Source organism: Streptomyces sp. NPDC052114, from assembly GCF_040680155.1.
Lineage (GTDB): Bacteria > Actinomycetota > Actinomycetes > Streptomycetales > Streptomycetaceae > Streptomyces.
In genome coordinates this window covers 40535-65715 of the sequence record NZ_JBFAWC010000022.1, presented here as the reverse complement: position 1 = coordinate 65715, position 25181 = coordinate 40535, and the positions used below count along the sequence as shown (strand labels likewise).

Here is a 25181-nt window from a genome sequence, read left to right as displayed (position 1 = left end):
ATGCCTCGCTACGACTCCCCGCTCGCCGCGGTCGGCAACACGCCGCTCGTCCGCCTGCCCCGCCTGTCCCCCTCGGAGGACGTCCGCATCTGGGCCAAGCTGGAGGACCGCAACCCGACCGGCTCCGTCAAGGACCGGCCGGCCCTCCACATGGTCGAACAGGCCGAGAAGGACGGCCGGTTGACGCCCGGCTGCACGATCCTGGAGCCGACCTCCGGCAACACCGGCATCTCGCTCGCCATGGCGGCGAAGCTCAAGGGCTACCGCATCGTGTGCGTCATGCCGGAGAACACCTCACAGGAGCGGCGCGACCTGCTCGCCATGTGGGGCGCCGAGATCATCTCGTCCCCGGCGGCGGGCGGCTCCAACACCGCGGTCCGCGTCGCCAAGGAGCTCGCCGCCGAGCATCCGGACTGGGTGATGCTCTACCAGTACGGCAACCCCGACAACGCCGGCGCCCACTACGCCACGACCGGCCCGGAGATCCTCACCGACCTCCCCTCGGTCACCCACTTCGTGGCGGGCCTCGGCACCACGGGCACGCTCATGGGCGTGGGCCGCTACCTGCGCGAGCACAAGCCGGACGTCAGGATCGTCGCCGCCGAGCCGCGCTACGACGACCTGGTCTACGGCCTGCGCAACCTCGACGAGGGCTTCGTCCCCGAGCTGTACGACGCCTCGGTGCTCACCACCCGCTTCTCCGTCGGCTCGGCGGACGCGGTGACCCGCACCCGCGAACTCCTCCAGCAGGAGGGCATCTTCGCGGGCGTCTCCACGGGCGCGGCGCTCCACGCGGCGATCGGCGTCGGCAGGAAGGCGGTCAAGGCGGGGGAGTCCGCGGACATCGTCTTCGTCGTCGCCGACGGCGGCTGGAAGTACCTGTCCACGGGCGTCTACACCGCGGCCACCACGGAAGAGGCCATCGAGACGCTCCAGGGCCAGCTCTGGGCGTAGGGCTCAGGACGCCGGACGGGCCGATCTCCTCGGCCCGTCCGGCGTCCGGCTATCCCGCCAGATACCTGACCTGATCCCAGAGCACGGGGTCCACGACCCCCGCCCTGCGCCGGAAGTCCCACAGCGGCACGTCCCGCAGCTCGTCCGTCTCCAGGAAGCTCGGCCGGCCCTGTGTGTCGCCCACCGACCCCGGCGGCAGCGGGATCACGCCCGCGCGCTCGTCGTGGTACTTGCTGGTGATCTTCGCGACCAGCGCGGTCTCCCCGCGCACGGCCAGCACCAGACAGGGCCGGTCCTTGCCGCCGGGCCCGTCCTCGTAGGGCACCCTCGCCCACCAGATCTCCGCAGGCCGCGGCGCGGGCAGCCGCCGCCGGGGCCCCCTCGGCGGCCGGGCCCTGCCCGGCGGCCGGGTGCTCCGCTTCCGGGGCCCGCGACCCCAGCCGTCCACCAGCGTGACGACCAGTGCGAGCACCACCACGGCGGCCAGCGCGAGCCACCAGGACGTGTCCATACGCACGACGGTACCGGCGTACGCCCCCCGCCGCCCACCGCATCCCGGGCGCCCCACGAGCCCCCCGAACCGGTGACACCGCAGGTGAGTTCCCCCACAACGGCCCGCGACGGAGGAGCGACCAGGCCTTTTGCGCCTTACGCTCGACGCACCGCACAGCCACTTCCCCGCCCTCCTGGGCTCTTCTGTCAGTCACCTGCCAGCGCGGAGGTTCCAGCTTCATGAAGCTCACCGTCGTCGGCTGCTCGGGCTCGTTTCCGTCCGCGGACTCGGCCTGCTCGAGCTACCTCGTCGAGGCCGACGGCTTCCGGTTGCTGCTCGACATGGGCAATGGCGCCCTCGGCGAGCTGCAGCGCCACATCGGTCTGTACGACCTCGACGCGATCTTCCTCAGCCATCTGCACGCGGACCACTGCATCGACATGTGCGCGTATTTCGTGGCGCGCTACTACCGGCACGAGGGCGGCCGCTGCGCGCCCATCCCGGTCTACGGCCCCGAGGGCACCGAGCAGCGTCTGACGACCGCGTACGCCGACACGCCATCGGCGTCCTCGATGAGCGAGGTCTTCGACTTCCACACGGTCAAGCCGGCGTCGTTCGAGATCGGCCCGTTCTCCGTGCGCACCGAGAAGGTGTGCCACCCCGTCGAGGCGTACGCCATCCGCGTCGAGCACGGCGGGAAGTCCCTCACGTACTCCGGGGACACCGGACCCTGCGACGTCCTGGACGAACTCGCCGCGGACACCGACCTGTTCCTGTGCGAGGCGGCCTTCACGCACGGCAAGGAGAACATCCCCGACCTGCACCTGAACGGCCGCGAGGCGGGCGAGTCCGCCCGGACCGCGGGCGCAGGAAGGTTGCTGCTGACCCACATCCCGCCGTGGACGGACCCGCAGGTGAACCTCGCCGACGCGCGGACGGCCTACGCGGGCCCCACGGCCCTCGCGGCGCCCGGCGCGACGTACGAGATCTGAGGGCTCAGGCCGTGCGGTGCCCGCGGCCGCCCAGCGCCATCCGGTTCCAGGTGTGGCGGCGGCCGCGGATCGCGACCGAGTAGTCGTACATGACCTCCGGGTCGCACATCCCCGGCAGGAACGAGTCCCCGAAGTGGTGGGCGTCGATGCCCACCTCCTTCGCGGTCAGCGCGAGCTGGGGCACCACGTTCGCGTGGCTGCCCTCCTGGCTGGTGCCGATCGCGCCCATCACCACCGCGCCCGCGTCCTGCACGGCCGCCACCGCCTCGGCGGCCAGCTCCTTGGTGACGCCCGGCAGCGTGCCCGGCAGGGGCATCACGACACCGTCCGCGCCCGCGTCCACCAGACCCGTCAGCCGCTCCACCGTCACCCGCTCCGGGTGGCCCGCGTGGTGCATCTTGCCGCTCCACAGCGCCACGTCGTCGCCGAGCCCGGACCGCAGCTCCTCGGTGACCCGCGCGAGGCCCTCGTAGGAGCCGCCGGTGCCCGGGTTGGCGGTCAGGCAGAGCATCGCGGCGCCCATGTCCACCAGCCGCTTGGCGTACTCGGGCCTGGCGCGGCGGATCTCGGGGACGTCGCCCGGCTCCAGGTTGATGCCGACGGGCCGGCCGATGTACGCGGCGAGGTCGGCGATCGAGGTGAAGGTGCCGAGGCCCGGCAGGTCCAGCCGCTCGCCGTCCCAGGCGCGCTCGATGAGGTTCAGTACGACGATGTCGGCGCCGAAGGCCGCGACGAGCTCGGCGTTGTGGACGCCGGGCATGCCCGGCATCGGGATCAGGGCGGCCCGGTCGGCGAAGACCTCGGCGACCATGGTGCGGCCCTCGGCGGCGGCGACGGAGGCGGTCAGGTCGCGTCCGCGCAGAGCGGAGAGGCGTTCGCGGTCGAGGTCGAGAATGCGTTCGGTCGTCATACCTCGACCGTAAGCCGCAGAACATGACGAAGCCCCGCGCCGTTGGTACCAACGGCGCGGGGCTTACGTCCCCACGTGCGGGCGGAGGCTACTTGGCCTCCGCCTTCTGGAGCTCGGCGAGCTCCTCGTCGGACTCGCGGCCCGGCGTCGGGAGGTTGAACTTGGTGATCGCGAAGCGGAAGACCACGTAGTAGACCGCCGCGAAGCACAGGCCGACCACGGCCAGGCCGATCGGCTTGGTGGCCGCGCCGAAGTTCAGCGCGTAGTCGATGAAGCCGGCCGAGAAGCCGAAGCCGTCCTTCATGCCGAGCGCCCAGGTCAGGGCCATGGAGACACCGGTGAGCACCGCGTGGATCGCGTACAGGACCGGCGCGATGAACATGAAGGTGAACTCGATGGGCTCGGTGATGCCCGTGACGAACGCGGTGAGCGCGAGCGAGAACATCATGCCGCCGACGACCTTGCGGCGCTCGGGACGGGCGCAGTGCGTGATCGCGAGGCAGGCCGCGGGGAGGGCGAACATCATGATCGGGAAGAAGCCGGTCATGAACTGTCCGGCGCTCGGGTCACCGGCGAGGAAGCGCGGGATGTCGCCGTGGGCGCCGTTGTAGTCGCCCGCCTGCCACCACGGGAAGGAGTTCAGGAGGTGGTGCATGCCGATCGGGATCAGCGCGCGGTTGGCGACACCGAAGATGCCCGCGCCCGCGGCGCCCGAACCGACCAGCCACTCGCCGAAGTTGTGCAGACCGGCGCCGAGGACCGGCCAGATGAGGCCGAAGACGATGCCGATGACCAGGCCCGCGAAGGACGACAGGATCGGGACGAGGCGGCGGCCGCCGAAGAAGCCCGCCCAGTCGGGCAGCTTGGTCCGGTAGAACTTCTGGTAGAGCAGGGCCACGACGATGCCCATGACCACACCGCCGAGCACACCGGCGTTGACCGGGGCGGCGTTCTCGACGATCTTGCCGTCGACGACCGACTGGACCTTCGGGAGGTTGCTGTCGGTGAAGGTGGCGAGCACCTTCTGGAAGACCAGGTAGCCCGCGACGGCCGCGAGGCCGGTGGAGCCGTCGGACTTCTTGGCGAAGCCGATCGCGATGCCGACGCAGAACAGCAGCGCGATGTTGTCGATGATCGCGCCACCGCCCGCCGCCATGTAGGTCGCGATCTTGGTGATCCAGGTCGGGAAGGAATCCCGGCCCAGCATGTCGTCGGCGCCGAGCCGCACGAGGAGCGCGGCGGCGGGCATCACGGCGACCGGCAGCATGAGGCTGCGGCCGATCCGCTGCAGCACGGCCATCACGCCGGCGCCCTTTTTCTTGTCGGCCGCGGGTGCGGCACTGGCCGTGGACACAACTTCCTCCAGGGGGTACCCCCGGCCGGAGGCTGGGGGAGGGCAAGGCGCCGCCTGGGGACAAGGAAGTGGGGGACGGCGGCGTCTCCGGGGGACGCGGCGAGAACGCCGCGTGGTCTACACCAATTAGTGGTGTAGACCTGTTGTAGCACGGTGAAGGTGGCATAAGGAACCTGCGATTCCTGTGGCCTGAGCCATATCCGGAAATGGCAGACCAAAGGCCCCCGGAACCGAGGTCCGAGGGCCTTGCGGAAGGGGCGGGGAGGCGGTCCCGCGCCGGGCTCTACGCCTTGGTCTGCTCCGCGTCCAAGGCCTCTGCCTCCTCCTCCGGTTCACGTCCCGGGGTCGGCAGATTGAACTTCGTGATGACGAAGCGGAATACGACGTAGTACACCGCGGCGAAGCACAGACCGATCGGAATGATCAGCCATGGCTTGGTCGCCAGACTCCAGTTGATGACGTAGTCGATCAGTCCCGCGGAGAAGCTGAAGCCGTCCTTGACGCCCAGCGCCCACGTCACCGCCATCGACACACCGGTGAGCACCGCGTGCAGCGCGTACAGCAGCGGCGCGATGAAGAGGAAGGAGTACTCGATCGGTTCGGTGATGCCCGTGACGAACGACGTCAGACCGACCGAGAGCATCATGCCGCCGACCACCTTGCGGCGCTCCGGGCGCGCGCAGTGCGTGATCGCGAGGGCCGCGGCGGGCAGCGCGAACATCATGATCGGGAAGAAGCCCGAGGTGAACTGGCCCGCCGTCGGGTCGCCCGCCAGGAACCGGTTGATGTCACCGTGGACGACCGTGCCGTCCGCCTTGGTGTAGTCGCCGAACTGGAACCACACGAAGGTGTTCAGGAACTGGTGCAGGCCCACCGTGAGCAGCGCGCGGTTGGCGACGCCGAAGATGCCCGAGCCCAGCCAGCCGAGGTCCACCAGCCACTTGGAGAAGCTGGTCAGCGCGTCACCGATGGGCGGCCAGATCCACACGCAGATGCCGGCGAAGATCAGGCCGACGAAGGCCATGATGATCGGCACGAGCCGGCGGCCGTTGAAGAAGCCGAGCCAGTCGACCAGCTTCACGCGGTGGTAGCGCTGCCAGAACCAGGCGGCGAGCAGGCCCATCACGATGCCGCCGAACACCCCTGGATTCTGGTACGCGGCCTGCGCCACCGTCCCGTCCTCGGCGACGCACACCCCGCTCCACATGCCCGCGCCGCCGAAGGTGGTGTCCGCGGGGCAGTCGTCGGGGAAGGCGCGCAGGACCGCGTAGTAGACGAGGAAGCCGGCGACCGCCGCGAGCGCCGTGGAGCCGTCCGACTTCTTCGCCATGCCGATCGCGACGCCGATGCAGAACAGCAGGGGCAGGCCGAGCGAGGAGTCGAGCAGGGAGCCGCCCGCCGCCGCGAAGACCTTGGCCACGTTCGTCCAGCCCAGGCCGTCGTCGCCGAACACGTCGGGCTGGCCGAGCCGGTTGAGGATGCCCGCTGCGGGCAGGACCGCGATGGGCAGCTGGAGGCTGCGGCCCATCTTCTGGAGGCCTTGGAGCAGGCCGTTCCACCACTTCTTCTGCGGCACCGCTGCGGCGTCGGAACTCATCGGCGTCCCTCCCGGAACAAGCCAGGTTTGGCGGTCGTTGAAAACTGGTGTAGACCAGTTGCGGAACGGGTGGGAGTGCCGGCCGGTGGGGGACGGCACCTTGATCGTCATCATTGGGCACGACTGCCGTAACCGCCCGCGAAGATGGTCCAACCGTGCGTTACCGTGACAAAGCGGACCTACGGTGCGTCGAGGCCGCATCCTTTAAAAGCAGGGAGAAACACCATGGCCAGCAAGGCTGAGAAGATCGTTGCCGGGCTCGGCGGCATCGACAACATCGAAGAGGTCGAGGGCTGCATCACCCGCCTCCGCACCGAGGTCAAGGACCCCGCCCTGGTCGACGACGCCGCCCTCAAGGCCGCCGGCGCCCACGGCGTCGTCAAGATGGGCACCGCCGTCCAGGTCGTCATCGGCACGGACGCCGACCCGATCGCCGCGGACATCGAAGACATGATGTGAGTGACTGACCCACGCTCACGCCGAGGGGCCCCGTCCTGACCACAGGACGGGGCCCCTCGGCCGTGAGTGACCAGCCCGTCCGGCGATTGAGGACGAGCGCGCAGCGCGACGAGAAGGACTGCGGCCGCCGTCTCGGGGGCGGCCATCCGTGCGTCGCGCAAAGGCTAGGCTCAACGCATGTCCTCAACGCCCCGCATCGACGGTCGCACCCCCGAACAGCTCCGCCCCATCACCATCGAGCGCGGCTGGAGCAAGCACGCCGAGGGCTCCGTCCTCATCTCCTTCGGCGACACCAAGGTCTTCTGCACGGCCTCCGTCACCGAAGGCGTCCCGCGCTGGCGCAAGGGCAGCGGCGAAGGCTGGGTCACCGCCGAGTACTCCATGCTGCCGCGCTCCACCAACACCCGCGGCGACCGCGAGGCCGTCCGCGGCAAGATCGGCGGCCGCACCCACGAGATCAGCCGCCTCATCGGCCGCTCGCTGCGCGCCGTCATCGACTACAAGGCCCTCGGCGAGAACACCATCGTCCTGGACTGCGACGTCCTCCAAGCCGACGGCGGCACCCGCACCGCCGCCATCACCGGCGCCTACGTCGCCCTCGCCGACGCCGTCACCTGGGCCCAGGGCAAGAAGCTGATCAAGCACGGCCGCAAGCCGCTGACCGACACCGTCAGCGCCGTCTCCGTCGGCATCGTCGGCGGCGTACCGCTGCTCGACCTCCGCTACGAGGAGGACGTGAAGGCCGACACCGACATGAACGTCGTCTGCACCGGGGACGGCCGCTTCGTCGAGGTCCAGGGCACCGCCGAGGCCGAGCCCTTCGACCGCAAGGAACTCAACGCGCTGCTCGACCTCGCGGTCGGCGGCTGCGAGGAGCTCGCCGCGTACCAGCGCGCGGCGCTCGACGGCACGCTCACCACGCCGTAGTCACGCCGGTCGCAACCGACAGTCACCGGTAGAGGCAACCAACAACCCCCTGACGGGCGTTGTTAGGAGTACGGGCGCGCGGGCAGAACCGTGCGCCCGTCCGCACCCCTGGGGAGGGACCGAACCATGGCCGCGCGCCACCGTCGTATCGCCACCACCGTCGCCGCATTCCTGATCGCCGTACCGGCCGGCGTCGGACTCATCGGCTGCAGCGCCGTCGACAAGGCGCTCGACTGCGTACAGACCGCAGACACCATCGCCGACAGCGTCACCGACCTGCAGCAGGCCGTCGAGAACGCCGGCGACAACCCGGCCGAGGCGGACAAGGCGCTCGACGACATCGGCAAGAACCTCGACAAGATCGGCGACAAGACCGACAACACCGACATCAACAAGGCCGTCGACGACCTCGACAAGGCCGTGGACAACGTCCGCGACTCCATCAAGAACGGCGACGCCACCCCGGACGTCAGCCCGGTCACGGACGCCGCGGGCGAACTGACCAAGGTCTGCACGCCGTGACGGACGCGGGTCGCGCCCCCGGGATACTGGGGGCATGACCCGCCTCATCCTCGCCACCCGCAACACCGGCAAGATCACGGAACTGAAGGCGATCCTCGCCGACGCAGGACTCGCCCACGACCTCGTCGGCGCGGACGCCTACCCCGAGATCCCCGACGTCAAGGAAACCGGCGTCACCTTCGCCGAGAACGCCCTGCTCAAGGCACACGCCCTCGCCAAGGCCACCGGCCTGCCCGCCGTCGCCGACGACTCCGGCCTCTGCGTGGACGTCCTCGGCGGCGCCCCCGGCATCTTCTCCGCCCGCTGGGCCGGCCGCCACGGCGACGACCAGGCCAACCTCGACCTGCTCCTGGCCCAGCTCGGCGACATCGCCGCGGAACACCGCGCCGCCCACTTCGCCTGCGCCGCGGCCCTCGCCCTCCCCGACGGCACGGAACGCGTGGTCGAGGGCCGCCTCCTCGGCACCCTCCGCACCACCCCCGCCGGCACGGGCGGCTTCGGCTACGACCCGATCCTCCAGCCGGAGGGCGAGACGCGCACGTGCGCGGAACTGACGGCGCCGGAGAAGAACGCGATCAGCCATCGCGGGAAGGCGTTCCGGGAGCTGGTGCCGGTGGTGCGGGAGTTGTTGGGTTCCTGACGCCGCCCAAGGCGTGGCACAGACATGACGAAGGGCGCCCCGAGGGGGCGCCCTTCGTCATGTCCAGTGCGGCCGGAGGGACTCGAACCCTCACGGGAGTTACCCCACTGGGACCTAAACCCAGCGTGACTGCCAATTCCACCACGGCCGCGCGCAGGGCCCATCGTAATGGCCGGGGTGGGGCACCTCGTCGGCGCGTCGGCGGCTCGCCGGAGGGCGGTTCAGAACTTCGGCGCCGGAGCCTGGGACTCCACCATTTCCGCTGCTTCCTCCTTCGTCTCCACCGACGGAGGGGAGCCCGCCAGGGGCTTCTGGGCCGTTTCCTTCAGGCAGGCGACCGCGATGATGCCGACCAGGGCCGCGGCCATCGAGTAGTACGCGGGGATCATGTCCGTGCCCGTGAGGCTGATCAGGGCCGTGATGACCAGGGGGGCCGTGCCGCCGAAGAGGGAGGCGGAGAGGTTGTAGCCCACCGAGAGGGAGCCGTAGCGGACCGAGGTGGGGAAGAGGGCCGGGAGCGTCGCCGACATCGTGCCGAGCAGGCAGACCAGGGAGAGGCCGAGCAGCAGCATGCCGGCGGAGACCGCGAGCAGGCTGCCCTGCTTGATCAGCAGGAACGCCGGGACGGAGAGGACCAGGAAGCCCACCATGCCGGTCATCAGGAGCGGCTTGCGGCCGAAGCGGTCGGAGAGCTTGCCGACCTGGGTGATGATCAGCATCAGGACGACCATCGTGCCGATGAGGATCAGGAGGCCGTGGGAGTCGTCGTAGCCGAGTTCGTCGGAGAGATACGTCGGCATGTACGAGAGCAGCATGTAGTCGGTGATGTTGTACGCGCCGACCAGGGCGATGCACAGGAGCAGCGTCGGCCAGTACTCGCGGAAGATCTTCGCGAGGTCGCCCTTGGCCGTGGACTCCACGCCGGAGGCGCCCTCGGAGGCGGAGTGGTAGGTCTCGTCCTCCAGCTTCTGGAAGGCGGGCGTCTCGTCGAGGCGCAGTCGCAGGTAGAGGCCGACGAGGCCGAGCGGTCCGGCGACGAGGAACGGGATGCGCCAGCCCCAGGACTCCATGGCGTCCGAGCCGAGCGCGCTGTTGAGGATGAGGACGAGGCCCGCCGCGCCGGTGTAGCCGGCGAGGGTGCCCATCTCCAGGAAGCTGCCGAAGTAGCCGCGGCGCTTGTCGGGCGCGTACTCGGCGATGAAGGTGGAGGCGCCGCCGTACTCGCCGCCGGTCGAGAAGCCCTGGACCAGACGGAAGAAGATCAGCAGGACGGGGGCCCAGAAGCCGATCGAGGCGTAGGACGGGATCAGGCCGATGGCGAGCGTGCCGATCGCCATCATGATCATGGTCAGCGCGAGGACCTTCTTGCGGCCGATCTTGTCGCCCATCGGGCCGAAGACCATGCCGCCGATGGGGCGTACCAGGAACGACACGGCGAAGGTCGCGAAGGACGAGATCAGCTGTGCCGTGTCGTTCCCGGACGGGAAGAACACGTGGCCGATGGTGACGGCCAGATAGCTGTAGATGCCGAAGTCGAACCATTCCATGGCGTTGCCGAGCGAGGCCGCCTTGACCGCCCGTTTCACCGCGGCCTCGTCCGTGACCGTGATGTCGGTGCGCCGCAGCGGTGGATTCCTGCGGCGTTTCACGGCCCGGAACAGGGCGCGATGGCGTTTGACCGCCTCGGCGTCGGCCTCGGTCTCTTCGTGGGCCGCCATGGAGTGGATCCTTTCGTTCTTCGGGCATGTTCCCCGGGATCACTTGCTCCAAGATGGCCATTGCAAACGAAAGGCCCCCGGGAGGGGGCCTTCGTCACAGTGGGTCCGCGGCGGCGCGTGGGTCAGATGCCGAGGTCCCTGATGATCTTCGCCACGTGGCCGGTCGCCTTCACGTTGTAGAAGGCGTGTTCGACCTTGCCCTCCTCGTCGACGACCACGGTCGAGCGGATGACGCCGGTCACGACCTTGCCGTACAGCTTCTTCTCGCCGAAGGCGCCGTACGCCTCCAGGGTCTCCTTGGAGGGGTCGCCGACCAGCGTGACCTTGAGGTTCTCCTTCTCGCGGAACTTCGCGAGCTTCTCCGGCTTGTCGGGGGAGACGCCGATGACGTCGTACCCGGCGGCCGTGAGCGCGTCGAGGTTGTCCGTGAAGTCGCAGGCCTGCTTGGTGCAGCCGGGGGTGAGCGCGGCCGGGTAGAAGTACACGATGACCTTGCGGCCCTTGTGGTCGGCCAGCGAGACGTCCTTGCCGTCGGCGTCGGGCAGGGTGAAGGCGGGGGCGGTGTCGCCGGGCTGGAGTCGCTCGCTCATGTCTCTCGGTCTCCTCGCGAGGGGGGGGCAGTGACGGTCACGAGCGTAATGGGGGTGCCGTGGGGTGCGGTGACCGTGAAGCTGACAGACTGTGGGGCAACAGACTGTGGGTCACACGTTCACTCACTCTCGGATACGACCACGGAGGCAGCGCGGTGTCGGATGCGGATGCCAGGACCCCTGCGCAGATCGAGGCGGACATCAAGCGCCGGCGCGACCAGTTGGCCGAGACGCTCGACGAGATCGGGGTGCGGGTCCACCCGAAGACGATCGTCGGCGACGCGAAGGCGAAGGTCGTCGCGAGCGTGGACAACTCACTGGGCCGGGCGTACGTAGGGGCGAACCGCTTCGTCTCGGACGTCAGGGGACAGCTCGTCACGGAGGACGGTTCGCCCCGTATCGAGCGCATCGTCCCGGTGGCCCTCGTGGCCGTGGGCCTGGTGGGGCTCCTCGTGGTGAGCTCGCGGCGGCGCGGCGACTGACCCCGTCCGGCGGGGGAGTCGTCACGGCCGCCGACCCGGGAGCCCACGGTTCCCGCCGGGACAGGTAGGTTCGGGGCGTGAGCGAGAAGACCCACCACGACGACAAGCTGCCCATTCGCATGCTGCACGACCGCGTGCTCGTGCGGCAGGACACCGGCGAGGGCGAGCGGCGCTCCGGCGGCGGCATCCTCATCCCCGCGACCGCGGCCGTGGGCCGGCGGCTCGCCTGGGCCGAGGTGGTCGCGGTCGGGCAGAACGTCCGTACGGTCGAGCCGGGCGACCGGGTCCTGTACGACCCGGAGGACCGCGCCGAGGTCGAGGTGCGGGGCGTGGCCTACGTCCTGATGCGCGAGCGCGATCTGCACGCCGTGGCCGCCGACCGGTTCGAGGGCTCCGAGGACTCGACGGGCCTGTACCTGTAGTCGGCGGTACGCCCGCAGTCGGCAGTACGCGCGGAAGGGGCTGGTGACCATCGTCACCAGCCCCTTCCGCGTGCCCTTTGCTACCTTGGAGGGACCCCGACGAGACGCGCCGTACCGGGATTCCGCAAAGACGACGCACCCCCTTTCAAGCAACGCGTGCGCGCGTTCCGTGTGTCGGAGGTGCCGTCATGGCCTGGGTTCTGTTGATCGTCGCCGGTCTGCTCGAGGTCGGCTGGTCGATCGGGATGAAGTACACCGACGGATTCACCCGGCTGTGGCCCAGCGTGTTCACGGGCGCGGGCATCGTCGCGAGCATGATGCTGCTGTCGCACGCCGCCAAGACGCTGCCCATCGGTACGGCGTACGGCGTGTGGGTCGGCATCGGCGCGGCCGGCGCGGCGGTGCTGGGCATGGTGATTCTGGGTGAGCCCGTCACCGCCGCGCGGATCTTCTTCGTCTGTCTCCTGCTCGTGGCCGTGGTCGGCCTGAAGGCGACCTCCGGCCACTGACGCCCCCCGGAGGGGGCGCTAGCCGTCCGTGAGGCCGCCCAGCGCACCCCCGTCCGTGGCGCCGCCCTCGGTGGTCGTGCCGCCGCCTCCCGTATCGGTGCCGCCGCCCGTCGGGCCGCCTTGGGTGGCGCCCCCGTTCGTCGCCCCGCCGTCCGTGGCGCCACCGTCCGCGGTGCCTCCGGTGGCCTGGCCGCCGGTCTGACCACCCGTCTGGCCGCCGGTCTGGCCGCCGTTCTGCCCGCCGGTGTCCTGGCCCCCGGTGGTCGCGCCGCCGTCGTCCTGGCCGCCGGTCGTGGTGCCGCCGGTGTCCTGGTCACCCGTGGTGGCACCGCCGTCCGTGGTGCCGCCGGTGTCCTGGTCGCCCGTGGTGGCGCCGCCGGTGGCCGGGTCGGGCACGACCGGCACGTCCGCGCCCTGCTCCAGCTCAAGATCGAAGTCCTTGACCGGCTTGCCCTCCAGGGCGGCCTTGGTGAACTGCGCCCAGACGCGCGCCGGGTAGGCGCCGCCGTTGATGCGCTGCTCGCCGAGGGCGCCGTACAGCGGGGTGTGCGCGCCGGTGTCCGGGTCCTGGCCCATGACGGCGACGACGGTGGCGAGGTCGGGGGTGTAGCCCGCGAACCAGGCCGCCGTGTCGTTCTCGGCGGTGCCGGTCTTGCCCGCGGCCGGACGGCCCGCGCCCTGCGCCGCCGTGCCGGTGCCGCCCTGGACGACGCTCTGGAGGATCGACGTGGTGGTGTCGGCGGCCTCGCGGGACACGGCCTGCTTGGTGTCCTTGCCCGGCAGCTCGACCTCCTCGCCGTTCTTGGTGATCTTCTCGACGATCGTGTACGTGCCGTGCTTGCCGTGGTTGGCCAGCGTCGCGTACGCCTCGGTCATGTCCAGGACGCTCGCGGTGGACGGGCCGAGCGCGATGGAGGGGGAGGCGGTGAGGTCGGGGGTGCTCTCCGGGACGCCGAGGGCGATCGCGGTGTCCTTGACCTTGTCGGAGCCGACGTCGACGGCCATCTGCGCGTACACCGAGTTCACGGACTTGTCGGTGGCCTGGCTGACGGTGATGTCGCCGTAGTTGACCTGGTCCTCGTTCTCGGGCGCGTACAGCCCGCCGCTCCAGCCCTGCACCGGACGCTTGTTGGTGCCGTCGTAGACGGTGTTCGGGGTGATCGTGCGGCCGTCCTGGGTGACCGAGCCGTTCTCCACCGCGGAGGTGAAGACGAACGGCTTGAAGGTCGAGCCGACCTGGTAGTCACGCCGCGTCGCGTTGTTGACGTACTGCTTCGTGTAGTCGATGCCCCCGTACATCGCGACGACCTTGCCGGTGGCCGGGTCGATGGAGGCGCCGCCCGCGCGGACGTTGCGGTCGACCTTGCGGGCGCCCTTGTCGACCTTCGACATCACCTGGTCCTCGACGGCCTCCTTGAAGGCTTCCTGACGGTCCTTCTGGAGCGTCGTGGTGATGCGGTAGCCGCCCTTGGCCAGCGTCTCCTCGTCGATGATCTTGTTGGACGTGAGGTAGTCCTCGACGGCCTTGACGACGTAGCCGCGCTGCCCGGACAGGCCCGCCGCGCCCTTGGCCTCGTCGGGCATCGGGAACTTCATGCCCGCCCGCTCGGACTTGCTGAGCCAGCCCTCCTTGACCATGCCGTCCAGGACGTAGTTCCAGCGGCCGGTGGCGCGGGACTTGTTCTCGGGGTGGGTGGCGACGTCGTACGCGTTGGGGGAGTTGAGCAGCGTCGCGAGGTAGGCGCCCTGGCCGACGGAGAGGTCCTCGACGTCCTTGCCGTAGTAGGCCTGGGCGGCGGCCTGGACGCCGTAGGCGTTGCGGCCGAAGTAGCTGGTGTTCAGATAGCCCGCGAGGATGTCGTCCTTGCTGACCTCGCGGTCCAGCTTGATGGAGATGAAGAACTCCTTCACCTTGCGGGTGACCGTCTGCTCCTGGCCCAGGTAGTAGTTCTTCACGTACTGCTGGGTGATGGTGGAGCCCGACTGCTTGCCCTTGCCGGTGACGGTGTTCCAGGCCGCGCGGATCATCGCCTTCGGGTCGACCGCGGACTCGCCGTAGAAGTCGCGGTCCTCGGCGGCGAGCACGGCGTGCTGCACCTTGAGCGGGATCTGCTTGAGGGGCACCTTCTCGCGGTTGACCTCGCCGTCCCGGGCGATCTGGGTGCCGTCGGAGTACAGGTAGACGTTGCTCTGCTTGGTCGCGGCGGCGTTCGCCGGCGGGATGTCGACCAGCATGTAGCCCGCCATGAAGGCGCCGACGCAGAGCAGGATCAGCAGGACGAAGCCGCCGAGGACCATGCGCCAGGTCGGGAAGATCCGCCGCCAGCCCTTGCGCTTGGGGCGCTTGGGCTTCTTCGGCTTCTTCCCGCCGGTGCCGTCCGAGCCGCCGGTGCCGTCCCCGCCGCCCGTGCCGCCCGTGCCGTCCGGGCCACCTGTACCGCCCGCACCGCCCGCGCCCGCCGCACCGGCCCCCGCGCCCACCGCCGCGCTCCCGGCGGCGGCTCCAGCCGCCCCGGCGCCCGCCTGGGGCACGGAGCCCGCCTCAGCCGCCCCGGCACCCGCCTGAGGGGCCCCAGCGCCCGCCTGGGGCGTCCCGGAGGCCGTCTGCGGGGCTCCGGCGGCTCTCTCCGGCGTCCCGGAGCCCGCCGAGCCCGCGGGCTCCGCAGGCGCCGCGGAAGCCGGGTCCGCCGTCTTCGCCGTCTCCGCCCGCTCCGCGGCCGCTCCCCGCGCCGGTCCCTTCGCCCCCTCGGCCGGGTCCTTGGGGGTGCCGGCGGGCGTGTCCTGCGGCTCCCTGGGCGTCCAGCCCTGGTGCCCGGCAGGATCCTGCTGCTGCGGCTCGTCGCTCATCTCTCGCGGAACTCCCGGTTAGCGTCGTACGTCCAGTACGCCTCGTAAACCCCATTGCACACCGTCGCCACACCCCTTCGTGATCAGGCACGCGCCCCGGCGCCGAAAATGCCTGGCACGAGCGACACCGATCGCACTACGCTCCGTCGCTTTGGTCCGATTCGGGACGAGGCTCACTGTGAAAGGGATGCTCGTGCGTACAGGACGGTTCCGTTTGTACGCGGCCGTCGCCGAAGGGGGCTTCCGGAGATACGCGACGTACCGGATCGCGACGGCGGCCGGGGTGTTCACCAACACCGTCTTCGGGCTCATTCTCGCCTACACCTATCTCGCGCTCTGGGACGAGCGGCCGGGCCTCGGCGGCTACGACCAGTCCCAGGCCCTCACCTACGTGTGGCTCGGGCAGGGACTGCTCACCGTGATGGCGCTCATGGGCGGCGGCTTCGAGAACGAACTGATCGAGCGAATCCGCACCGGCGACATCGCGATCGACCTGTACCGGCCCGCCGACCTCCAGGCCTGGTGGCTGGCGGCCGACCTGGGCCGGGCCGCGTTCCAGCTCCTCGGCCGCGGAGTCCTGCCGATGGTCTTCGGCGCGCTCGTCTTCGACCTGACGCTGCCCCCGGACGCGCTGCGCTGGGTGGCGTTCCTGCTCGCCGTGGTGCTCGGCGTGCTGGTCAGCTACGCGACCCGCTTCCTGGTCGCGCTCGCCGCGTTCTGGCTGATGGACGGCGCGGGCGTGACACAGATCGCGATGCTCGCGGGCAGCTTCTTCTCCGGGATGCTGCTCCCGCTGAACGTCTTCCCGGGCGCCCTCGGCGAGCTCGCCCGCGCGCTGCCCTGGTCGGCGCAGCTCCAGGTGCCGGCGGACGTCTTCCTCGGCACGTACACGGGCGCCGGGCTGCTGCGCGCGTACGCCTTCCAGATCGGCTGGGCGGCGGCGCTGCTCACGGCCGGGCGCCTCCTCCAGGCGGTCGCCACGCGACGGGTGGTGGTCCAGGGTGGCTGAGTCGCTCGGGGAGCCCGGCCCGTCCCGCGTGCGCGAAGGGCTGCGCGCCTACCGGCTGATCTCCGCCATGTGGATCCGCTCCCTCATGGCGTACCGCATGTCGTTCGCGATGACCGCGCTCGGCAACTTCGCGGTGACCGCCTTCGACTTCGTGGCGATCCTGCTGATGTTCTCGCAGGTGGACCGCCTCGGCGGCTACGCGCTGCCCGAGATCGCGTTCCTGTACGGCGTCTCGTGCACCGCGTTCGGGGTCGCGGACCTCGCCATCGGCTCCATGGACCGGCTCGGCCGGCGCGTGCGCGACGGCACGCTGGACACGCTGCTCGTGCGGCCCGCCCCGGTGATCGCGCAGGTCGCCGGGGACCGGTTCGGGCTGCACCGGATCGGCCGCGTCACCCAGGGCGCGCTCGTCCTCGGGTACGCGCTCGTGGCCGTGGACGTCGACTGGAGCGTGGTCAAGGTCCTGATGGTGCCGCTGATGCTGGTGTGCGGCGCGGTCATCTTCGGGTCCGTGTTCGTGGCGGGCGGGGCCTTCCAGTTCGTGGCGCAGGACGCCGCCGAGGTGCAGAACGCCTTCACGTACGGCGGCACGACGCTGCTCCAGTACCCGCCGACCGTCTTCGCCAAGGAGCTGCTGCGCGGCGTCACCTTCGTGCTGCCGCTCGCCTTCGTCAACTGGCTGCCCGGTCTGTACGTGCTGGGGCGGCCCTATCCGCTGGACCTGCCGCGGTGGGTGGCGTTCACGCCGCCGCTGGTGGCGGTCTGCTGTCTCGCGCTGGCCGGTCTGGCCTGGCGCGCGGGCCTTCGTTCGTACCGCAGCACAGGGAGCTGAACTGCCGTGGAACCAGACCTCATCGAGCTCGACGGCGTGGAGAAGGTCTTCGACGTACGCAAGAAGACCGGGTTCCTGCGGCGCGAGCGGCACCAGGTGCGGGCCGTCGACGGGATCTCCTTCACGGTGCCGCGCGGCGAGATGGTCGGCTACATCGGGCCCAACGGCGCCGGGAAGTCGACGACGATCAAGATGCTGACGGGCATCCTCACGCCGAGCGGCGGACGGCTGCGCGTCGCGGGCATCGACCCGTCCCGCGAGCGCACCCGCCTGGCCCGGCGCATCGGCGTCGTCTTCGGGCAGCGCACGACGCTGTGGTGGGACCTGCCGCTGATCGACTCGTACCGCCTGATGCACCGCATGTACCGGATCCCGGACCGGCGCTTCGCCGAGAACCTCGACCGGTGCGTCGAACTCCTGGAGCTCGGCGCGCTGTTGGACGTCCCCGTGCGTCAGCTCTCGCTGGGCCAGCGGATGCGCGGCGACATCGCGGCGGCGCTGCTGCACGACCCGGAGGTGCTGTACCTGGACGAGCCGACGATCGGCCTCGACGTGATCAGCAAGGCGAAAGTCAGGGGCTTCCTGCGGGGCCTGAACGCCGAGTCGGGTACGACGGTCCTGCTCACCACGCACGACCTGACCGACATCGAGCAGCTGTGCAAGCGCGTGATGGTGATCGACCACGGGCGGCTGATGTACGACGGCGCGCTGGCGGGGCTGCACGAGGCGGGGGAGAGCGAGCGCACCCTCGTGGTGGATCTGGAACGTGAACTTCCGCCGATCGAGGCCGAGTCGGCGCGGGTGGTGAAGGTGGAGGGCCCGCGCCAGTGGCTGGCCTTCCCGGCAGCGGAGTCGGCCGCTCCGCTCGTCGCGCGGATCGCCGAGCGGTACCCCATGGTCGATCTCTCCGTCAGGGAACCGGACATCGAGGCGGTCATCGCCAAGATGTACGCGGAGAAGCCGACCTCGTAGGCTGCACTGTATGAGCGAAGCTGCATCCTCCGGCGGGACACCCCCCGAACTCCCCGGCGCCGACCTGCGGGCCTCCGACGCCGACCGCGAGCGGGTCGCCGAACAGCTCCGGGACGCGATGGCCGAGGGCCGTCTGGACATGACGGAGTTCGAGGAGCGCCTCGACGCGACGTACAAGGCGCGTACGTACGGCGAGTTGGAGCCGATCACCCGCGACCTGCCGTCGCACGCCGCCGCCAAGGTGTCCATGGTGAAGCACCCGGTGGACGAGGACTCCAGCGCCATCGACTGGGCCCAGCGCATGGTGACCGGCGAGCCGTCGTCGGTCGGCGGCTTCGCCATCTGGAGCGGCTTCGGCCGCAAGGGCGGCTGGACGGTCGGCCGGGTCTTCACCGCGTTCGCGATGTGGGGCGGCGGCGAGATCGACCTGCGCGAGGCGTACTTCGCCTCCCCCGACGTGGAGATCCGCTGCTTCACGATCATGGGCGGCATACAGGTGATCGTGCCGCCGGAGATGAACGTGGTCGTCAAGGGCTTCGGCATCATGGGCGGCGTCGACGACCAGGCGACCGGCGAGGGCACGCCCGGCTCGCCCCGCGTGGTCGTCAAGGGCTTCGCCCTGATGGGCGGCGTGGGCGTGGACCGCAAGATCCGCAGGATGGAGAAGCTGCGGATCAAGGAGGAGCGGCGCCAGGCGAAGCTGGACGCCCGGGAGGAGCGCCGCGCGGCGCACTGGGAGCGCGCCGAGAGGCACCGCCTGCGCCACGAGGACAGGCACCGCCTGGAGCGCGGGGACCGGGACTGAGGGACGGCCGGTCAGGGGCGCGGCGCGGACACCGCGCCCCGGCGGCGCCTCAGAGCTCGGCCGCGGCCGAGCCCTTCAGGTGGGACAGGTTGAACGTCTCCGCCATCCGCCGGTACCCCGCGTCCGAGGGGTGCAGGTGGTCCCCCGAGTCGTACTGCGTCCGCAGCTTGCGGGGGTCGTACGGGTCGCGCAGCGCCCGGTCGAAGTCGACGTACTCGTCGAAGACCCGGCCGGAGCGGATCTGCTCGTTCACCGACTGGCGGACGGCCTCCAGACGGGGCTCGTAGCCGCGGTGGCCGCCGAACGGCATCAGCGTCGCGCCGACCACGCGCAGCCCGCGCGTGTGGGCCTGGCGGGTCAGCTCGCGCAGGCCCTCGACGATGCGGTCCGGGTCGTTCTGGTGCGGGTTGCGCAGGATGTCGTTGACGCCGAGCGCTATCACGACGGCCTTGACGCCGGTGCGGTCCAGGACGTCGCGGTCGAAGCGGGAGAGGCCGGACGGGTTGGCGGCGGGCCGGCCGCGCCCGTCGGACAGGATGCGGTTGCCGCTGATGCCCTGGTTCACGACGCCGTAGCGAGGCGCGCCCGACTCGTCGCGCAGCCGGTCGGCGAGGACGTCGGTCCAGCGGCGGTTGGCGCCCATCGTGGACGAGATGCCGTCGGTGATGGAGTCGCCGAAGACGACGACGGTGCCGTCCGTCTCGTTGCTGAGCACGTCCACCGCCGAGAGGTAGCGCCAGAACGGGCTCTGCTCGGTGTACGCGGCGCCGCTCTGGTCCTCGGTGCGGTCGCCGTCGGCCACGTAGCTGATCTGGCGCGCGTGCGGGTGGTAGGTGACCGGGCCCGACGGGGTCGGCGAGTACGTGGTGATCAGGAGGTCGGCGTCGTGCGGGACGCGCAGCCGGGCCGCGTCGCTCATCACCTGGGCGCCCGGCGGGATGACCACCGAGGTGTTGCCGTTGAAGGTGAGGCGGCGCAGCGTGCCGGGCGCGGCGGCCGGGTCGTTCGTGGCGGAGGCCAGGGCGACCGAGGCGTGCGTGACGCTCAGCGGCGTGGTGCCGTAGAGGTTGGAGAGGGTGATGCGGGCGCTGGTGCCGCCGACGCTCGTGTGCACGACGTTGCGGATGGAGCGGCCGGCGAACCCCTTCTGCGCCGTGCCCGGTTCGGCGCCGGCGGGCGAGGCCGCCCAGGAGCCGACCCAGGTGCCCGACGAGGCGGGCGCGGCGGAGTTGCGCGGCGTGCGCGGACCCGCGCTGATGGTGTCCTTTGAGCCGTCGTCGGTGCCTGAGACACCGAGGTATATGGCGGCGGAGACCACCACTATGACCGCGAGGACCGCGGCGAGAAGGGCATAACCGTGACGCTTGGTCATGCGGGCTCTTTCTCCTCGGGCAGGGGGAGCTCCGAGGCTCCGGTGTGATCACCCCATGATGCGTCATGGGCCGTGAGGCGGCCGACACTGCCCCCCTCCGTCCCATGAGACGCCGGGAACTTGTCGTCCGTTCCAGGAGTCCGTCATGAAGGGGCGTACGACACACCACGCGGGGACAATGCGGATGAGGACGAGGCGAACGGGCCAGGTGAAGTGAGTGGAAAGCACAAACGCGGAGGAAGCGACTGAACCGGGCAACGGGGACGACCGTCAGCATGCCCGTGAAGTTCGCTCTTCAAGCGGCGCCCCGTTCGGAGCAGACGGATCCCCCAATGGCGCAGAGGGGGGCGATGGCGCGCTGAGTGGCGGCGACGCCTCGGGAGGCGGCGCGCGGGGCGGCAAGGGCCCGCGCGGTGGCGGTGGCGGTGGCGCGCCGGGCGGCGGTCCGAGCGGTCCGGCGGGCCCGGTCGGCCCCGGCGGCTTCACCTACAGCGCCGCCGACGAGGAGAAGCGCCGCGGCGTCCGCCGGATGAAGATCACGGCGACGGGACTCCTCGTCTTCGTCGCCCTCGTCTACGTCCTGGCGAAGTGGGCGCAGAACTCCGGCGCCGGTGCCTGGGCGGGGTATGTCGCCGCCGCGGCCGAGGCCGGCATGGTCGGCGCGCTCGCCGACTGGTTCGCCGTCACGGCGCTGTTCCGCCACCCGCTCGGCCTGCCCATCCCGCACACGGCGATCATCCCGAACAAGAAGGACCAACTGGGCGCCTCCCTCGGCGACTTCGTCGGGGAGAACTTCCTCTCCGCCGACGTCGTGCGCGGCCGTCTGCACGCCGTCGGCATCGGCGGCCGCCTCGGCGCCTGGCTCGCCGAGCCCGCGCACGCCGACCGCGTCACCGCGGAGCTCGCCACGGCCCTGCGCGGCGCCCTGACCGTCCTGCGCGACTCCGACGTGCAGGCCGTCGTCGGCGAGGCCGTCACGCGCCGCGCCGACGCCCAGGAGATCGCCCCCGGCATGGGCAAGATGCTGGAGAAGGTCGTCGCGGACGGCGGCCACAAGCGGGTCGTCGACCTCGTCTGCGTACGCGCCCACGACTGGCTCGTCGAGCACGCCGACTCGGTGATGGACGCGGTGCAGGGCGGCGCGCCCGGCTGGACCCCGCGGTTCGTCGACAAGAAGGTCGGCGAGCGGGTCTACAAGGAGCTGCTCCGCTTCGTCACCGAGATGCGGGACATGCCCGAGCACCCCGCGCGCGGCGCCGTCGACCGCTTCCTGTCCGACTTCGCCGCCGACCTCCAGTCCGACTCGGACACCCGCGCGCGCGTGGAGCGCCTCAAGCGGGAGATCCTCGCGCGCGGCGAGGTGCAGGACCTGATCGCCTCGACGTGGTCGGCGGTGCGTTCCATGATCGTCGCCGCCGCCGAGGACGAGCGCAGCGAGCTGCGCCTGCGCGTGCGGGCCTCGCTGCTCTCGCTGGGCGCGCGGATGGCGACGGACGGCCGGCTCCAGCAGAAGGTCGACGGCTGGGTGGAGGGCGCGGCGGTCTACGTGGTCACGACGTACCGCGACGAGATCACCTCGCTCATCACCGACACCGTGGCGGGCTGGGACGCCGAGCACACCTCGAAGAAGATCGAGGCGCACATCGGCCGGGACCTCCAGTTCATCCGGATCAACGGCACGGTGGTCGGCTCCCTGGCGGGGCTCGTGATCTATACGGTGTCGCGGCTGCTGGGGGCGTAGGGGGGGCGGGGCGTGGGGCACCGTCGTCCGGGGGATCGCGGGGCGCCTCTCCGCGGTGGGCGCGGCGGCGAAGGCGACCGGGGGCGCACGCACGAGCCGCGCCCGAACCTGAGTACGCATACTCTGTCGCCCCGACAGCCAGGGAAGGCACCGTCGACCTCATGCCCACACCCACACCGACATCCGCACCCATACCCACGCCCATGAAGAAGGCGAAGGCGCTGCTGACCCCTCTCCCGAAGAGCAGGCCGCTGCCGAGGTACGCGACACGCCTGCTGGGCGCCGCGCTGGCGGCGACCGCGTACGTGGTGTGTCTCCCCTGGGACCTGCGCAACCGCCCCGAGGCCCCGGGCGCGATCGACGAGACGTCCCCGGTGACGGCCCTGGGCCTGACGGCGCTCACCCTCGCCCTTGCGGCGCTGGCGGCCTACTCCGGCATCCGGGACCGCCCGGTCTGGACCCTGCTGACGGTGGCGGCCCCACCGTCGACGCTGCTGTTCGTCTCCCTCGACACCCACCCCACGCCGGACGCGGACGCGTGGCAGGTGGCGTGGGCGTCCTTCACGCTGGTCATGGGGGCGGGGGCGCTGGTGGTGGCGTGGCTCGCGGACCGGGCCACGAGAGGCCCGCTGTCCTAGCCCTGCCGCCGGTCCACCAGCACGTACGACGCGGCGGCGACGGCCCCGGCGACCCCGAACACGGCGGGCCAGGCGCCGACCTTCTTGGCGAGCGGATGCGACCCGGCGAACGCGGCGACGTAGACGCCCCCGAGTGCGGCAGCGGTCTTCCCGCCGGCGGCCTTCCGCCACTGCTGCCCGGCGGCGGCCCCCGCCACGGCGAGCACGGCCCCACCGAGGGGCCGCTTCTTGGTGAACCGGGCGGTGGCGTACCCGCCGATGAGCCCAGCGGCGGCTATGGGGGCGGTGGAGATGCGGGGCATGAGGCCTCCCGGCGTAGGCGATGGGTCATCCACAGCTGTGCCTGCGGATCCGCAGCCGAGATTACGCCGCCCCTCTCAGGAGCGGTCAGAGTGGTACCGGCTGGGCATAACAGGACAGCCGCCGCGCCAGTCAGCGCCCCAACCGGTCGACAGCCGCTTGACGAGACCGGACGTGCCCGACGAAGCGGAACGCGCCCACCCACGACGGGCAGCCGCCACCCACCCGGCACCCCTGACCTGCGAGGGCGTGGCCCCACCTCTCCGGCCTGCTCGCTTGCTTCTCCCTCGCGCTGGAACGCCTTGAGTCAAGGGTGAAGCGAAGCGCAATCGGCGAAGCCGACGCGCAGCGCAGCGGAGCGCCCTTTACTCAAGGCGTGGAGGCGCGACCATGGCCAAGAAGCGAGTGGGCTTACGGCACTTCGCGGCCGAGCGTGCGCTCTGTCGCAACTGCTAGCTACTCAGAGCTGGGCACTCCGCACAGGGGAAGCTCGGGGCTACAGTGCCGCCGCCCGGTGCACGTCGTTCACCCTGGAACTCTGAGAAGTCTCCCGTTTCGTTGCGGTAGATGACGCCCACGTTGTGTTCATCGAGGAGTTCTCGAATGTCCGCGTCGGGGAGCTCAGGTGAGAGAACCATGAGCCGGAGTGGCTGGCTGTGCTCCATCAGTCGTAGATATCTACTGAGGTCCAAGAGCTGCGCCAGCGCGTTCCTGACCGCCTCGCGCGACGTACTGCCCGCTGTTTCGTAGAGAGTGTTGTCGCTTTCATCGTAAAGGTCACTGATGAGGCTGTATGTCTTGTCTTTGATCTCTACCTGTAGACGGCCGACTGAGTGGCCCGCATCGGTCAACCGGCTCTCGTAGCTCTCGCTCAACTCATCACGCCGCTGCGCGACAACTTCATCGGGCGTGAGGTTGCGGTGCTGGTTTCGCTGCTTACGTTGAGCCCTGGCTAGGCGAGTTGCTTCCCTGGCGCGAAAGAAGATGGGCCGGGTCGCTTTCGCCCTGGGCAGTGTGTGACCGTCGGAGCGATAGAACTCGCCGGTCGGGCGTAAGCGGAAGACGATGACGCTTCGGTCCTCCTGGTTCTCATCGCGAGCCTGTCGCAGTTGGTACGGTTCGCGTTCATCAACCTCGAAGGGGCCGATGTAGCGATGCGTCCGAGCGCCGGATCCCTGAACCTTCCCGTCAGCGATGAACAGATGGAGGGTGCGTCCACGTGCGGCGTGATCGAGCACAGCGGAGTTGCCCTTGCCGTAGAGCCCTCCAAAGGTCTGGTGACCTTTCGTGCCTGCTCCGGTGTACGCGAAGAGGGGGCCGAGGTCATCCTCTTCGGCAAGCCATCCATCGCGGTAGCCGTACGGCTCACCAGCTTTGATGTCAGAGAAGAGGACAACGGTCTTCTTGGACTCTGATGGACATATCCCGCCTTGAGGGCTCCCTCCTAACTCCTGACGGATCTCCGCACGCGTACGGACATCTCCGGGGCTGATCGTGAGGGCGGATGTCGTCATGCTGTAGAGGCTAGTCCGCCTGATCGACACGAGCCCTTGGGGGCCAACCAGCTTGTCAGCATTGCGCTTTGGCAGATCACTCGCAGCGAGGGACGATACGGGGTATGGATCAGGGAGTGGCTGCGGTGCTGGCGGCTGGCGTTGGGATTGTTGCGGCGGTTGCCGGCGCGATCGCTGGTGGAGCATTGTCCTTGCGAGCGGCAAAGTTCGGCGGAACAAGTGCAGTTGAGGCAGCGCGCCTGCAAGTTGAAGGTCAGGCCGTTGCCGAGCACCTTCAGTGGGTGCGAGGGCAGCGACAGCAGGCTTACGGGCGGCTGCTTGACGCTCATTCCGCGGTCGAGGACACACTGGCGCGAGCGGCACCCGGCATACGGGCGGGTGGGCGGCTATCGGATGACGCGCGCGATGAGCTCAGGGATCGCAGCCTGGCCTTGCAATCATGTACGAGGCAGCTCGCCCTATGGGGGCCAGAAGAAGTGATTCGCCTCGCGAGTGACGTGACGGTGAGCACGCTCGAGGCGACGCAAGCCCTCAGGTTGGCGCAGGGCGGCCGTTCTCCTGCTCCTGGACGGCAGAGTCCAG

General features: G+C 70.3%; 26 protein-coding genes, 1 tRNA gene and 1 riboswitch. Of the genes, 15 read left to right on the top strand and 12 right to left on the bottom strand.

The annotated features are described in order from the left end of the window. Positions 1-954: a cysteine synthase gene (locus AB0L89_RS35215; protein WP_365150582.1), complete on the top strand. Its 954-nt coding sequence runs from the start codon at positions 1-3 to the stop codon at positions 952-954. Positions 955-1003: 49 nt separating this feature from the next. Here AB0L89_RS35215 and AB0L89_RS35210 read toward each other — a convergent pair whose 3' ends face one another. Then, positions 1004-1465: a type II toxin-antitoxin system PemK/MazF family toxin gene (locus AB0L89_RS35210; protein ID WP_365150579.1), complete on the bottom strand. Its 462-nt coding sequence runs from the start codon at positions 1463-1465 to the stop codon at positions 1004-1006. Between the two features lie 221 nt (positions 1466-1686). Between AB0L89_RS35210 and AB0L89_RS35205 the strand changes: the two genes are divergently transcribed. Then, positions 1687-2439 (top strand): MBL fold metallo-hydrolase, encoded by a 753-nt coding sequence (locus AB0L89_RS35205; protein ID WP_365150575.1) that lies wholly within the window; start codon positions 1687-1689, stop codon positions 2437-2439. Between the two features lie 4 nt (positions 2440-2443). On the opposite strand, the gene AB0L89_RS35200 is transcribed toward AB0L89_RS35205, so the two are convergent. The 3 genes from AB0L89_RS35200 to AB0L89_RS35190 all read right to left on the bottom strand — a co-directional run bounded on the left by AB0L89_RS35200 (position 2444) and on the right by AB0L89_RS35190 (position 6300). After that, complete coding sequence (locus AB0L89_RS35200; RefSeq protein ID WP_365150572.1) at positions 2444-3349, bottom strand: hypothetical protein; 906 nt, start codon at positions 3347-3349, stop codon at positions 2444-2446. An 88-nt stretch (positions 3350-3437) separates the two neighbouring features. Further along, the gene (locus AB0L89_RS35195; RefSeq protein ID WP_365150569.1) at positions 3438-4703 is read right to left on the bottom strand and encodes a PTS transporter subunit EIIC; all 1266 of its coding nucleotides are present in this window, start codon (positions 4701-4703) and stop codon (positions 3438-3440) included. A gap of 283 nt (positions 4704-4986) precedes the next feature. Further along, a complete protein-coding gene (locus AB0L89_RS35190) occupies positions 4987-6300 on the bottom strand; it encodes a PTS transporter subunit EIIC (RefSeq protein WP_365150566.1) in 1314 nt (437 codons plus the stop codon). A 225-nt stretch (positions 6301-6525) separates the two neighbouring features. Here AB0L89_RS35190 and AB0L89_RS35185 point away from each other — a divergent pair, with 225 nt between their 5' ends. The 4 genes from AB0L89_RS35185 (at position 6526) to rdgB (ending at position 8848) form a co-directional block, all read left to right on the top strand. After that, positions 6526-6759: a glucose PTS transporter subunit EIIB gene (locus AB0L89_RS35185; RefSeq protein ID WP_055553187.1), complete on the top strand. Its 234-nt coding sequence runs from the start codon at positions 6526-6528 to the stop codon at positions 6757-6759. Positions 6760-6936: 177 nt separating this feature from the next. Further along, a complete protein-coding gene (gene rph / locus AB0L89_RS35180; RefSeq protein ID WP_365150562.1) occupies positions 6937-7686 on the top strand; it encodes a ribonuclease PH in 750 nt (249 codons plus the stop codon). 126 nt (positions 7687-7812) lie between these two features. Beyond that, positions 7813-8208 (top strand): hypothetical protein, encoded by a 396-nt coding sequence (locus AB0L89_RS35175; RefSeq protein ID WP_365150559.1) that lies wholly within the window; start codon positions 7813-7815, stop codon positions 8206-8208. Between the two features lie 34 nt (positions 8209-8242). Further along, the gene (gene rdgB / locus AB0L89_RS35170) at positions 8243-8848 is read left to right on the top strand and encodes an RdgB/HAM1 family non-canonical purine NTP pyrophosphatase (RefSeq protein WP_365150556.1); all 606 of its coding nucleotides are present in this window, start codon (positions 8243-8245) and stop codon (positions 8846-8848) included. 67 nt (positions 8849-8915) lie between these two features. On the opposite strand, the gene AB0L89_RS35165 is transcribed toward rdgB, so the two are convergent. The 3 genes from AB0L89_RS35165 to bcp all read right to left on the bottom strand — a co-directional run bounded on the left by AB0L89_RS35165 (position 8916) and on the right by bcp (position 11156). Beyond that, positions 8916-8999, bottom strand: a tRNA-Leu gene (locus tag AB0L89_RS35165). A gap of 70 nt (positions 9000-9069) precedes the next feature. Then, on the bottom strand, positions 9070-10566 hold the full coding sequence (proP, locus tag AB0L89_RS35160) for a glycine betaine/L-proline transporter ProP (protein WP_365150553.1): 1497 nt from the start codon (positions 10564-10566) through the stop codon (positions 9070-9072). Positions 10567-10688: 122 nt separating this feature from the next. Then, positions 10689-11156, bottom strand: a complete 468-nt coding sequence (gene bcp, locus AB0L89_RS35155; protein WP_365150550.1) for a thioredoxin-dependent thiol peroxidase — start codon at positions 11154-11156, stop codon at positions 10689-10691. 155 nt (positions 11157-11311) lie between these two features. On the opposite strand from bcp, the gene AB0L89_RS35150 reads away from it, so the two are divergent. From AB0L89_RS35150 to AB0L89_RS35140, 3 genes are all read left to right on the top strand, one after another. Beyond that, positions 11312-11638: a DUF3618 domain-containing protein gene (locus AB0L89_RS35150; RefSeq protein ID WP_365150547.1), complete on the top strand. Its 327-nt coding sequence runs from the start codon at positions 11312-11314 to the stop codon at positions 11636-11638. A 77-nt stretch (positions 11639-11715) separates the two neighbouring features. Continuing rightward, on the top strand, positions 11716-12060 hold the full coding sequence (locus AB0L89_RS35145; protein ID WP_365150544.1) for a co-chaperone GroES: 345 nt from the start codon (positions 11716-11718) through the stop codon (positions 12058-12060). Between the two features lie 68 nt (positions 12061-12128). Continuing rightward, positions 12129-12200: riboswitch (guanidine-III (ykkC-III) riboswitch) on the top strand. Between the two features lie 48 nt (positions 12201-12248). Then, the gene (locus AB0L89_RS35140) at positions 12249-12569 is read left to right on the top strand and encodes a multidrug efflux SMR transporter (protein ID WP_365150541.1); all 321 of its coding nucleotides are present in this window, start codon (positions 12249-12251) and stop codon (positions 12567-12569) included. A gap of 18 nt (positions 12570-12587) precedes the next feature. Here AB0L89_RS35140 and AB0L89_RS35135 read toward each other — a convergent pair whose 3' ends face one another. Further along, complete coding sequence (locus AB0L89_RS35135) at positions 12588-14867, bottom strand: transglycosylase domain-containing protein (protein WP_365150742.1); 2280 nt, start codon at positions 14865-14867, stop codon at positions 12588-12590. A 736-nt stretch (positions 14868-15603) separates the two neighbouring features. Between AB0L89_RS35135 and AB0L89_RS35130 the strand changes: the two genes are divergently transcribed. Genes AB0L89_RS35130 through AB0L89_RS35115 form a run of 4 tightly spaced genes read left to right on the top strand, consistent with a single transcriptional unit; the run spans position 15604 to position 19034 of the window. Then, positions 15604-16425, top strand: a complete 822-nt coding sequence (locus tag AB0L89_RS35130) for an ABC-2 family transporter protein (protein ID WP_365150538.1) — start codon at positions 15604-15606, stop codon at positions 16423-16425. Continuing rightward, positions 16418-17257 carry an ABC transporter permease gene (locus AB0L89_RS35125; protein ID WP_365150535.1) on the top strand — a complete coding sequence of 280 codons (840 nt, stop codon included), beginning with the start codon at positions 16418-16420 and terminating at the stop codon, positions 17255-17257. The genes AB0L89_RS35130 and AB0L89_RS35125 overlap by 8 nt, the downstream gene beginning before the upstream one ends. A 6-nt stretch (positions 17258-17263) precedes the next feature. Beyond that, on the top strand, positions 17264-18229 hold the full coding sequence (locus AB0L89_RS35120; protein ID WP_365150532.1) for an ABC transporter ATP-binding protein: 966 nt from the start codon (positions 17264-17266) through the stop codon (positions 18227-18229). 10 nt (positions 18230-18239) lie between these two features. Next, a complete protein-coding gene (locus AB0L89_RS35115) occupies positions 18240-19034 on the top strand; it encodes a DUF1707 domain-containing protein (RefSeq protein WP_365150529.1) in 795 nt (264 codons plus the stop codon). Between the two features lie 49 nt (positions 19035-19083). Here AB0L89_RS35115 and AB0L89_RS35110 read toward each other — a convergent pair whose 3' ends face one another. Beyond that, entirely contained in the window at positions 19084-20406 is a 1323-nt protein-coding gene (locus tag AB0L89_RS35110) for an SGNH/GDSL hydrolase family protein (RefSeq protein WP_365150526.1), read from the bottom strand. Positions 20407-20764: 358 nt separating this feature from the next. Between AB0L89_RS35110 and AB0L89_RS35105 the strand changes: the two genes are divergently transcribed. Together AB0L89_RS35105 and AB0L89_RS35100 are read left to right on the top strand one after the other, a co-directional pair. Beyond that, positions 20765-22147 (top strand): DUF445 domain-containing protein, encoded by a 1383-nt coding sequence (locus AB0L89_RS35105; protein ID WP_365150739.1) that lies wholly within the window; start codon positions 20765-20767, stop codon positions 22145-22147. A gap of 203 nt (positions 22148-22350) precedes the next feature. Then, positions 22351-22785: a hypothetical protein gene (locus AB0L89_RS35100; RefSeq protein WP_365150523.1), complete on the top strand. Its 435-nt coding sequence runs from the start codon at positions 22351-22353 to the stop codon at positions 22783-22785. Here the strand turns inward: AB0L89_RS35100 and AB0L89_RS35095 are convergent. The 3 genes from AB0L89_RS35095 to AB0L89_RS35085 all read right to left on the bottom strand — a co-directional run bounded on the left by AB0L89_RS35095 (position 22782) and on the right by AB0L89_RS35085 (position 24928). Further along, positions 22782-23087 carry a hypothetical protein gene (locus AB0L89_RS35095; RefSeq protein WP_365150520.1) on the bottom strand — a complete coding sequence of 102 codons (306 nt, stop codon included), beginning with the start codon at positions 23085-23087 and terminating at the stop codon, positions 22782-22784. The two genes, AB0L89_RS35100 and AB0L89_RS35095, sit on opposite strands and share 4 nt — an antisense overlap. 450 nt (positions 23088-23537) lie before the next feature. Next, positions 23538-24599 carry a hypothetical protein gene (locus AB0L89_RS35090; RefSeq protein ID WP_365150517.1) on the bottom strand — a complete coding sequence of 354 codons (1062 nt, stop codon included), beginning with the start codon at positions 24597-24599 and terminating at the stop codon, positions 23538-23540. Beyond that, on the bottom strand, positions 24596-24928 hold the full coding sequence (locus AB0L89_RS35085; RefSeq protein WP_365150514.1) for a hypothetical protein: 333 nt from the start codon (positions 24926-24928) through the stop codon (positions 24596-24598). The genes AB0L89_RS35090 and AB0L89_RS35085 overlap by 4 nt, the downstream gene beginning before the upstream one ends. Between the last annotated feature and the right edge of the window lie 253 nt (positions 24929-25181).